Annotated in this window: 12 protein-coding genes; 3 read left to right on the top strand and 9 right to left on the bottom strand. The window is 74.3% G+C overall.

Features of this window, described 5'->3' with window-relative positions:
• From VGD85_RS04500 to VGD85_RS04480, 5 genes are all read right to left on the bottom strand, one after another.
• On the bottom strand, window positions 1-753 hold a 753-nt coding region (locus VGD85_RS04500; protein WP_331062245.1), incomplete at its 3' end, for a sulfate/molybdate ABC transporter ATP-binding protein.
• Complete coding sequence (locus VGD85_RS04495; RefSeq protein WP_331062244.1) at window positions 750-1,529, bottom strand: ABC transporter permease; 780 nt, start codon at window positions 1,527-1,529, stop codon at window positions 750-752. The genes VGD85_RS04500 and VGD85_RS04495, both read right to left, overlap by 4 nt.
• Window positions 1,526-2,305, bottom strand: a complete 780-nt coding sequence (modA, locus tag VGD85_RS04490) for a molybdate ABC transporter substrate-binding protein (protein ID WP_331062243.1) — start codon at window positions 2,303-2,305, stop codon at window positions 1,526-1,528. Before modA ends, VGD85_RS04495 begins: the two co-directional genes overlap by 4 nt.
• Window positions 2,302-2,697, bottom strand: coding sequence for a helix-turn-helix transcriptional regulator (locus VGD85_RS04485; protein WP_331062242.1), 396 nt, complete (start codon window positions 2,695-2,697; stop codon window positions 2,302-2,304). The genes modA and VGD85_RS04485 overlap by 4 nt, the downstream gene beginning before the upstream one ends.
• 54 nt (window positions 2,698-2,751) lie before the next feature.
• Window positions 2,752-3,999, bottom strand: a complete 1,248-nt coding sequence (locus VGD85_RS04480) for an SLC13 family permease (RefSeq protein WP_331062241.1) — start codon at window positions 3,997-3,999, stop codon at window positions 2,752-2,754.
• A 42-nt stretch (window positions 4,000-4,041) separates the two neighbouring features.
• On the opposite strand from VGD85_RS04480, the gene VGD85_RS04475 reads away from it, so the two are divergent.
• Window positions 4,042-4,608, top strand: a complete 567-nt coding sequence (locus VGD85_RS04475) for a DUF4245 family protein (protein WP_331062240.1) — start codon at window positions 4,042-4,044, stop codon at window positions 4,606-4,608.
• A 12-nt stretch (window positions 4,609-4,620) separates the two neighbouring features.
• Here the strand turns inward: VGD85_RS04475 and VGD85_RS04470 are convergent, their stop codons facing one another.
• Both VGD85_RS04470 and xseA read right to left on the bottom strand, forming a co-directional pair.
• Complete coding sequence (locus tag VGD85_RS04470; RefSeq protein WP_331062239.1) at window positions 4,621-4,836, bottom strand: exodeoxyribonuclease VII small subunit; 216 nt, start codon at window positions 4,834-4,836, stop codon at window positions 4,621-4,623.
• A complete protein-coding gene (xseA, locus tag VGD85_RS04465) occupies window positions 4,829-6,076 on the bottom strand; it encodes an exodeoxyribonuclease VII large subunit (protein ID WP_331062238.1) in 1,248 nt (415 codons plus the stop codon). The genes VGD85_RS04470 and xseA overlap by 8 nt, the downstream gene beginning before the upstream one ends.
• Before the next feature lie 46 nt (window positions 6,077-6,122).
• Between xseA and VGD85_RS04460 the strand changes: the two genes are divergently transcribed.
• Together VGD85_RS04460 and VGD85_RS04455 are read left to right on the top strand one after the other, a co-directional pair.
• On the top strand, window positions 6,123-7,124 hold the full coding sequence (locus VGD85_RS04460; RefSeq protein WP_331062237.1) for a 4-hydroxy-3-methylbut-2-enyl diphosphate reductase: 1,002 nt from the start codon (window positions 6,123-6,125) through the stop codon (window positions 7,122-7,124).
• An 11-nt stretch (window positions 7,125-7,135) separates the two neighbouring features.
• On the top strand, window positions 7,136-7,759 hold the full coding sequence (locus VGD85_RS04455; protein WP_331062236.1) for an L-threonylcarbamoyladenylate synthase: 624 nt from the start codon (window positions 7,136-7,138) through the stop codon (window positions 7,757-7,759).
• On the opposite strand, the gene VGD85_RS04450 is transcribed toward VGD85_RS04455, so the two are convergent.
• Together VGD85_RS04450 and VGD85_RS04445 are read right to left on the bottom strand one after the other, a co-directional pair.
• Entirely contained in the window at window positions 7,705-8,157 is a 453-nt protein-coding gene (locus tag VGD85_RS04450) for a DUF6542 domain-containing protein (RefSeq protein ID WP_331062235.1), read from the bottom strand. The two genes, VGD85_RS04455 and VGD85_RS04450, sit on opposite strands and share 55 nt — an antisense overlap.
• On the bottom strand, window positions 8,154-9,194 hold the full coding sequence (locus VGD85_RS04445) for a DNA recombination protein RmuC (RefSeq protein WP_331062234.1): 1,041 nt from the start codon (window positions 9,192-9,194) through the stop codon (window positions 8,154-8,156). The genes VGD85_RS04450 and VGD85_RS04445 overlap by 4 nt, the downstream gene beginning before the upstream one ends.
• Between the last annotated feature and the right edge of the window lie 140 nt (window positions 9,195-9,334).

The raw sequence follows: 9,334 nt of genomic DNA, 5'->3' as shown, positions 1-9,334 counted from the left end.
CGCGCCGTCCACCGGGCCGTGGACCGCGCCGTCGCGCCAGGCGCCGGTCACCATGTTGAGCCCGGCGATCCGGGCCGCGAAGGGGCTGCGCGGCCGCGCGAGCACCTCGGCGCTGGGGCCCTGCTCGACCACCCGGCCCTCGTCGAGCACCACGACCCGGTCGGCGAGCAGCAGCGCGTCGAGGACGTCGTGGGTGACCAGCACGACGGTGCGCTCGGCGAGCACCCGGCGCAGCGTCTGGCGCAGCGCCGGGGCGACGGCCACGTCGAGCGCCGCCATCGGCTCGTCGAGCAGCAGCAGCCGAGGGTCGGCGGCGAGGGCGCGGGCCACCGCGATGCGCTGGGCCTGGCCGCCGGAGACCTCGGCCGGACGGCGATCCGCGAGGTCCGCGGCGTCGACCTCCTCGAGCCACCGCCGGGCCGCCGCGTGGGACTCCCGGCGTCCGGCGCCGCGGCTCCGCGGCCCGAACGCGACGTTCTCGAGCACGCTGAGGTGGGGGAACAGCAGCGGGTCCTGGGCGAGCAGGGCCACCCGGCGGTCGTGGGGCGGCACGAACCGTCGCTCGCCGGTCAGCTCGCGCCCGTCGAGGCGGACCTCGCCCCGGTCCGGGCGCAGCAGCCCGGCGGCCACGGAGAGCACCGTGGACTTGCCGGCGCCGTTGGGCCCGAGCAGCGCAACGGTCTCGCCCGCCGCGACGTCGAACGCCACGTCGACACCGCGCGCGGCGACAATGGCCCGCAGCTCGAGGCTCACCGGATGCTCCACCGGCGACGGGGGCCCTGACGGGCGGCCCCGATCACGACGACCGCGACCACGACCAGCACCAGCGACATCGCGACCGCGGCGTCCGGGTCGGTGACCCGGAGGTTGTAGATGTACAGCGGCAGCGTCTGGGTGGTGCCGGCCAGGCTGCCGGCGAAGGTGATGGTCGCCCCGAACTCGCCCAGCGACCGGGCGAAGGCCAGTACGGCGCCCGAAGCCAGCCCCGGCAGCACCAGCGGCAGCGTGACCCGGCGGAACACCGTCGTGGGCGCGGCGCCGAGGGAGGCGGCCACGACCTCGTAGCGCTGCCCGGCGCTGCGCAGCGCGCCCTCGAGGCTGACCACGAGGAACGGCAGCGAGACGAACGTCTGCGCGAGCACGACCGCGGTGGTGCTGAACGCGACCTGGAGGCCGAGCAGCTCGAGCTCGTCGCCGAGCAGCCCGCGCCGGCCGAACGTGTAGAGCAGGGCGATGCCGCCGACGACCGGGGGGAGCACGAGCGGCAGGAGCACCAGCGAGCGCACCAGGCCCTGCCCGGGGAAGTCGGTGCGGGCGAGCACCAGCGCCATCGGTACGCCGAGCAGCACGCACAGCAGCGTGCTCGTCAGGGAGGTGCGCAGGCTCAGCGACAGCGCGGTCAGCGCCGAGTCGGACGTGACCAGGCCGACGAAGTCGCCCCAGGCCACCCGCGAGGCCATCCCGACGAGGGGGAGGACCACCAGCCCGGCGCCGAGGGCGGCGGGGAGGTAGACCCAGCGCGGGATCACGGCGTACCGAAGCCGGCCCGCCCGAGCACCCGGCGGCCGATGTCGCCCAGCACGAGGTCGACGAACTGCCGGGCCAGGTCGGCATGCTCGGAGCCCTCGACCGCCGCGATCGGGTAGGTGTTCACGACGGACGCCGACTCGGGGAACTCGATGCCCTCGACGTCGTCGCCCGCGGCCCGGACGTCGGTGACGTAGACCAGTCCGGCGTCGGCCTCCCCGGCGGTCACCTTGGCGAGGACGTCGGTCACCGACTGCTCCTGGCTGACCGGGTGGAGCGTGAGGCCGGCCCGGTCCGCGACCGCCTGCGTCGCGGCGCCGCAAGGCACCTCGGGGGCACACACGACGAGGTCGACGCCGGGCTTCGCGAGGTCCTCGAGGCCGGTGACGCGCGCGGGGTTGCCGGGCGGCACGGCGATCTCCAGCGTGTTGGTCGCGAAGTCCTGCGGCGTGCCGGCGGCGAGACCGTCGGCGCTCAGCTGGTCCATCGTGGCGGTGTCGGCCGAGGCGAAGACGTCCGCGGGCGCGCCCTCTTGGATCTGGGTCACCAGGTCGGCGGAGCCGCCGAAGCTGAGCTTGACCTCGACGTCGGGGTGCTCGTGCTCGAACTCCTGGCCGAGCCGCTCGAAGGTGGAGGTCAACGACGCCGCGGCGTAGACGGTCAGCGTCGTGGTCCCCTCGTCCGAGCCGCCCCCGCAGGCGGCCAGCGGCGCGAGCAGCGCGAGCGCGGCCAGTCCGCGCAGGGCGCGGGTCACGGGCCGGGTCACGGGGCGGTTCACGGGCGCTCCACCACGACGTTGGTGGACTTCACCGACGCGATGGCCCGCACGCCGGGCTCGAGGCCCAGCTCCTCGGCGGCCTCCGAGCTCATCAGCGACACCATCCGGTAGGGCCCGCAGACCAGCTCGACCTGGGCCATCACGGTGTCCTTGGTGACCTTCGTGACGATCCCGGCCAGCCGGTTGCGGGCGCTGACCGCGGCCGCCCGGGTCGCCTCCCGGTCCGGGTGGTCGGCGAGCGACTCCGCGAGCGCCGCAAGCTCGGGGCCGGGCACGACGTTCCGGCCGTCCTCCTGCCGGCTGGGCAGCCGGCCGGCGTCCACCCACCGCCGGACGGTGTCGTCGCTGACGCCGAGCAGCTCGGCGGCCTCCGTGATGCGGTACGTCGTCACGGGGTCATCGTGCCGCATCTGCGGAGGATTCCGCTACATATCGCCGCATCTGCGTCACGTGACGAGGGAGAGGGCCGCGACCGCGGCCAGCAGGGACACCGGGGTGACGAGCAGCGAGACCCCGTGGAACTCGCGCAGCGACGGCCGCTCGCCCCTCCGGACCAGGCCCCGGCGCCACAGCAGGTTGGCCAGCGAGCCGGTGTAGGTCAGGCCCGAGCCGATGTTGAGGCCCAGGAGTGCCGCGAGCACCGCGCCGTCGCCGAGCGGGGCAACCAGTGGGACGACGAGCAGCGTGGCGGACAGGTTCGTCAGCAGGTTCGCGAGCACGGTGGCCAGCACGGCGATCGCGAGCAGGTCGGCGAACGACGTCCCGCCCGGCACCAGGGCCGCGATCAGGTCCCCGAGCCCGCCCTCGGCCAGGGCGGCGACCACCACGCCCAGGCACAGCACGAAGACCGCGAACGCCGGGTGCGCGGCGTGGACGGCCTCCGGCGCGGTCAGCAGGCGGCGGCGCCCGGCCCAGGCGAGCAGCACCAGCGTGGCCGCCGTCGAGACCCAGAACGGCTCGACGCCCAGCGGGGACCCGGCGCCGAAGCCGACGAGCATGAGCGTCACGACCACCACCGGCACCCGCGGCAGGTCGGGCGCCGGCCCGTCGCCCCCGGGGGTGGCCGCGGCGGCCAGCTCGCGGCGGAACAGCAGCCGCAGCGCGGCGTACTCCACCACGAGCACGGCGGCGAGCACCGGCGCCATCACGAGCGCGAAGCCGCCGAACGTCAGGTCGAGGTGCGGCATCGCCAGCAGGTTGGTGAGGTTGGAGACCGGCAGCAGCAGCGAGGCGGAGTTGGCCATCCGCAGGCACGCGTAGGCGCCGGGGCGGCGGCTGGTCCCCGCCGCGGCCGCGGCCGTCAGGACCACCGGCGTGAGCAGCACGACGGTGGCGTCCAGGCTGAGCCCGGCCGTGATCGCCGCGGCGAGCAGGAACACCCCGGTGAACAGCCGCGCCGGCCGGCCACCGCTCGCCGCCCGCACCCGCGCGGCCGCCGCCGCGAACAGCCCGGCCCGGGCGCACACGTCGGCGACCACCAGGATCGTGACCAGGAACGCCACCACCGGCCCGAGGTGGCGCAGGGTCGCGGCGATCTCGGCCCGGCTGAGGATGCCGGTCGGGAGCACCATCGCGACCGCGAGCAGGCCGAGCGCGAGCTCGACGCGGGCGGAGGGATGGGCGTACGCCGTCGCCAGCAGGACCAGGAGCGCCGCCAGCGGCACCCCGTCGATCATCAAGGCGACGAGCGGCACCCGGCGAGGCTAGACGAGCGGTCCGACTGCGAGGATGGCGCGGTGAGCGACACGACCCCGACCGGCCGGCCCGGCCGCTATCCGCGGACCACCGGCGGTCTGATCGGCTCGATCCTCGTGCTGGTGGTCGCGGTGCTCGCCATCGTGCTGGTCCGTGGCACGTTCCGGGAGACGCCGACCTACGAGCCCGAGCACGTCGACTACCTCGCGCTGGTCACCAGCGTCCAGCAGGCGGGCCTGACCCCGGCGTACCCGCCGAGGCTGCCCGAGGGCTGGTACGTCAAGGACGCGAGCTTCACCCCGGGCGACCGGCCGGTGCTCGACCTCGCGATGACCACCGCCGACGATCGGTTCGCGGGCCTGCACCAGGAGGACCGTGACGTCGACGACCTCGTCGACACCTACGTCGGCGGCGACGCCACCGAGGGCGACGAGGTCCACGTCGACGGTTCGGTGGCGCCGGTCTGGCAGACGTTCTCCGACCCCGGCGGCGACCACGCGTTCGCCGCCCAGCTGGGCGAGGAGACAGTCCTGGTCTACGGCTCGGCGAGCGAGGACGAGCTGCGCGCCTTGGTCGAGTCGCTCACGACGGCCGAACTCACGCCGTAGGCCCGGCCGCGGTCAGGCCTCGTCGGCCTCGATCGCGGCGTCCAGGCGCGCGCGGGCGCCGTCGAGCCAGTCCTGGCAGATGGTGGCGAGCCGCTCGCCGCGCTCCCACAGCGCCAGCGACTCCTCGAGGGTGGTGCCGCCGGCCTCGAGCGTGCGGACCACCTCGACCAGCTCCTCGCGGGCGGCCTCGTAGGACGGGGTCTGCGCTGCGGTCTTCTTCTCAGCCATCGTGCTCCTCGCTCTGCCCCTCGAGGGGCTCGGTGCGGGTGGTGGTCGCGTGGATGCGCCCGTCGGCGACGCGGACGGCGATCTGCTGCTTCGCCGTCACGTCCGCGACCGAGGTGATCACGTGCCCGTCGGCGTCCTGCAGGACGGCGTAGCCGCGCTGCAGCGTCGCCAGCGGGGAGAGGGCCCGGGCGCGGGCCCGCTGGTGGCCGATGTCGTCGGCGGCGCGGTCGAGGGCGTGGCCCAGGCAGCGCCGGGCCCGGTCGCGCAGCTGGTCGACCTCGTCGCGCCGGGCGTCGAGGAGCGTGCGCGGGTCGGCGAGCGCCGGACGGGAGCGCAGTGCGTCGAGCCCGGCCTGCTCGCGGGCCAGCCACCCGGCCAGTGCGCCGCGGATCCGGTCGCGGGCGCGGGCGACGTTGCGCTGCTCCTCGGCGACGTCGGGCACGACGAGCTTGGCGGCGTCGGTCGGCGTGGAGGCCCGCACGTCCGCGACCAGGTCGAGCAGCGGGGAGTCGGGCTCGTGGCCGATCGCGGAGACGACCGGTGTGCGGACCCGGTGGACGGCCCGGATCAGCGCCTCGTCGGAGAACGGCAGCAGGTCCTCGACCGAGCCGCCGCCCCGGGCGATCACGATCACCTCGACGGCCGGGTCGCGGTCGAGGCGCTCGACCGCCTCGATCACCTCGCTGGCCGAGCGCGGGCCCTGCATCGCGGCGTACGCGACCTCGAACGCGACCGCGGGCCAGCGGCGGCGGGCGTTCTCGAGCACGTCACGCTCGGCGGCGCTGTTGGGCGCGGTGACCAGGCCGACCGTGCCCGGCAGGAACGGCAGCGGTCGCTTGAGCTCGGCGGCGAACAGGCCCTCGGCCGCGAGCAGCTGGCGGCGGCGCTCGAGCCTCGCGAGGAGCTCGCCGAGGCCGACCATCCGGATCTCGCGGGCGTAGAGCGACAGCGTGCCGCGGTTGGCGTAGTAGGAGGGCTTGGCGTGCAGCACGACGCTGGCGCCCTCGACCAGGGGCGGGTTGAGGCCGTCGAACAGGGTGCGCGAGCAGGTGACCGGGATCGAGATGTCGGCGACCGCGTCGCGCAGCGTGAGGAAGACGGTGTTCATGCCGGGGCGGCGGCTCACCTGGGCGACCTGGCCCTCCACCCACACCGCGCCGAGCCGGTCGACCCAGCCGGCGATCGCGTTGGCGATCTGCCGCACCGGGGCCGGCGACTCGAGCGAGGTCTCCAGGGCCATGCCCGCGAGATTAGGGGATCACACCGACGTCTCTAGACTGGCGGGCATGAGCACCGAGATCGGCATGCCGCCCGTCCTGTCGCCGCAGGAGGCCGAGAAGGCCGTCCTGCTCGCGGCACCACGCGGCTACTGCGCCGGTGTCGACCGCGCCGTGATCACCGTCGAGAAGGCGCTCGACCTCTACGGCGCCCCGGTCTACGTGCGCAAGCAGATCGTGCACAACAAGCACGTGGTCGCCGACCTGGAGTCGCGGGGCGCGATCTTCGTCGAGGAGCTCGACGAGGTCCCCGAGGGGCAGACCGTGGTCTTCTCCGCGCACGGTGTCTCGCCCGAGGTGCACCGGCAGGCCGAGGAGCGGTCGCTGAAGACCATCGACGCCACCTGCCCGCTGGTCACCAAGGTCCACCACGAGGCGAAGCGGTTCGCCGGCGAGGACTACGACATCCTGCTCATCGGCCACGCGGGCCACGAGGAGGTCGAGGGCACCGCGGGCGAAGCCCCGGGCCACATCCAGCTCGTGCAGGGTCCCGCGGACGTCGCCGGGATCACCGTCCGCGACCCCCAGCGAGTCGCGTGGCTCTCCCAGACCACACTGTCGGTCGACGAGACCCTCGAGACCGTGGCCGCGATCCGCGAGCGGTTCCCCGACCTGCTGGACCCGCCGAGCGACGACATCTGCTACGCCACCCAGAACCGCCAGCTGGCCGTCAAGGAGATCGCCCAGGACTCCGACCTCGTGATCGTGGTCGGGTCGGGCAACTCGTCGAACTCGGTGCGGCTGGTGGAGGTGGCGCTCGAGGCGGGGGCGCGCGCGGCGTACCGCGTCGACGACGCCTCCGAGATCGACGAGGCCTGGCTCGACGGCGTCCGCACGGTCAGCGTGACCTCGGGCGCCAGCGTGCCCGAGGAGCTGGTGCAGGGCGTGCTGTCGTTCCTGGCCGAGCACGGCTACCCCGACGCGCGGGCCGTGCACAGCGCCGAGGAGTCGCTGATCTTCGCGCTCCCCAAGGAGCTGCGCCGCGACCTCAAGGCCGCCGGGCGGATCTGAGCCCACCGACGATGGCCCGCTACCTCGACGTCCACCCCGTCAACCCGCAGCCGCGGCTGCTCGAGCAGATCGCCGAGGCGCTGCGCGAGGACCAGCTGATCGCCTACCCGACCGACTCCGGCTACGCCCTGGGCTGCCGGCTCGGCAACCGCGACGGCCGCGACCGGATCCTGCGGATCCGCGGGCTCGACGAGAAGCACCACTTCACGCTGATGTGCAAGGACTTCGCCCAGCTCGGGCAGTTCGTGAAGCTCGACAACTCCGCGTTCCGCGCGATCAAGGCCGCCACGCCCGGCCCCTACACGTTCATCCTGCCGGCCACCCAGGAGGTGCCGCGCCGGCTCATGCACCCCAAGAAGCGCACGGTCGGCGTGCGGATCCCCGACCACGTCTTCGACCAGGCGCTGCTCGACACGCTCGGCGAGCCGATGCTCACCAGCACGCTGATCCTCCCCGGCGAGACCGAGCCGCGCAGCCTGGGCTGGGAGATCAAGGAGGAGCTCGACCACCAGGTCGACGTCGTCGTGGAGGCCGGCGAGACGTTGGCCGAGCCGACCACCGTCGTCGACTGGTCGGAGGGCTACCCCGAGGTCGTGCGCGTCGGCGCCGGCGACGCCGGACGCTTCGAGGCCTGAGTCAGCACCTTCTGGCGTACGGCGAGGATCGCCAGGCAGGTCAGGTAGCCAGTGACCAGCGCGCCCGCGTGGTGGGACAGGCCGGAGACGACCGCCTGCACGACCCCGTCCTCGGGGTCGGCGATCGTGTCGGGCCGGGTGGCGCCGAGCAGGGTGAAGACGACCACCATCAGCATCGGGGGCAGCACCCCGACGGTGAAGAAGTCCGCGGGCCGGACCGCGAGCGCCGTGGCGACGCAGAGCAGCACGAAGCAGACGTCGAAGAGCAGGCCGACGTGGCCGACGACCCACTGGTCGAGCACCACCGCGGTGAGGGCGAGCGCCAGTCCGAGCGCGACGACCTGTCGCCCCGGCTCGTGACCCTCCTCCCAGAGGGTGCGGCTCGCCCGCTGACTCACAGGGCCACGGTATGGTCCCCGCCCGGGTCGTCGTCGGCGGCGCGCCGGTCCACGATCCGCAGCTCGGCGGGTGCTACGGAGCGCGCCTGCGTCTCCACCTGTCGCGGGCCGGGGAGGTCGCCGAAGCGGCGCGCGCTGACCAGCACGCGGGTCTCCAGGGAGCCCACGGTCGTGTTGTAGTGGCCGACGGCGGCGTTGAGCGAGCGGCCGAGCTGGTCGAGGTGGCCGGTCATCGAGGTCAGGCGTTCGTGCAGCTCGCGTCCGAGCCGGTGGATCTCGCGGGCCTGGTCGGCGAGCGCCTCGTGGCTCCAGCCGTGGGCGACCGTGCGCAGCAGCGCGATGAGCGTGGTCGGCGTGGCGAGCACGACCTGGCGGGCCGCCGCGTGCTCGATGAGGCCGGCGTCGGTCTCGAGGGCCGCGGCGAGGAAGGACTCGGCCGGCACGAACAGCACCACGAACTCCGGGCTCTCCTCGAGCGAGCGCCAGTACTGCTTGGAGCCCAGCGCCTCGATGTGGGTGCGCAGCTGGGCCACGTGACGGCGCAGGTGGGCGCGGTGCTGCTCCTCGTCGTCGGTCGACGTCGCGTCGAGGTAGGCGTCGAGCGGCACCTTGGCGTCGACGACGACCGTGCGGCCGCCGACCAGGTGGACGACCAGGTCGGGGCGCCGGGCCCCGTCGTCGAGGCGCACCTGCTCGCTGAAGTCGCACCGGTCCACCAGGCCGGCCAGCTCGACTGCCCGGCGCAGGTGCAGCTCGCCCCACCGGCCGCGCACCTGCGGCTTGCGCAGCGCGGTCGACAGCGACCGGGTCTCACGCTGCAGTTGGTCGACCTGGGCGTCGAAGTGGCCCTGCCAGGTCGCGCGGGCCCGGTCGAGGTGGTGCATCTGGTCGCTGAGACGGTCGAGGCCCTGCATCACCTCGGCCTGGTCGAGCAGCCCGTCGACGTACGGGCGCCGGGAGCGCGCCCACAGCACGCCGAGCACGGCCCCCAGGGCGAGCCCGAGGAGCAGGGCGAGGAAGAGCGTCACCGCGGTCATGTCCTCAGCATGGCGCTGGCCACCGACATCGGACGGGAGCTCCCTCAGCGGTTCCGCCCCGACTTGTCAGCCGAAACCCGCGCGACACGCCGTGGGCCCCCGGCGTGTCGTGCGGGTTTCACCGGTCGGCCGGTGAAACC

It is taken from the genome of Nocardioides sp. (genome assembly GCF_036401255.1).
In the GTDB taxonomy this organism is placed as follows: domain Bacteria; phylum Actinomycetota; class Actinomycetes; order Propionibacteriales; family Nocardioidaceae; genus Nocardioides.
The sequence above is the reverse complement of the archived record's forward strand: the minus strand, read 5'-3'. Positions and strand labels throughout refer to the sequence as shown.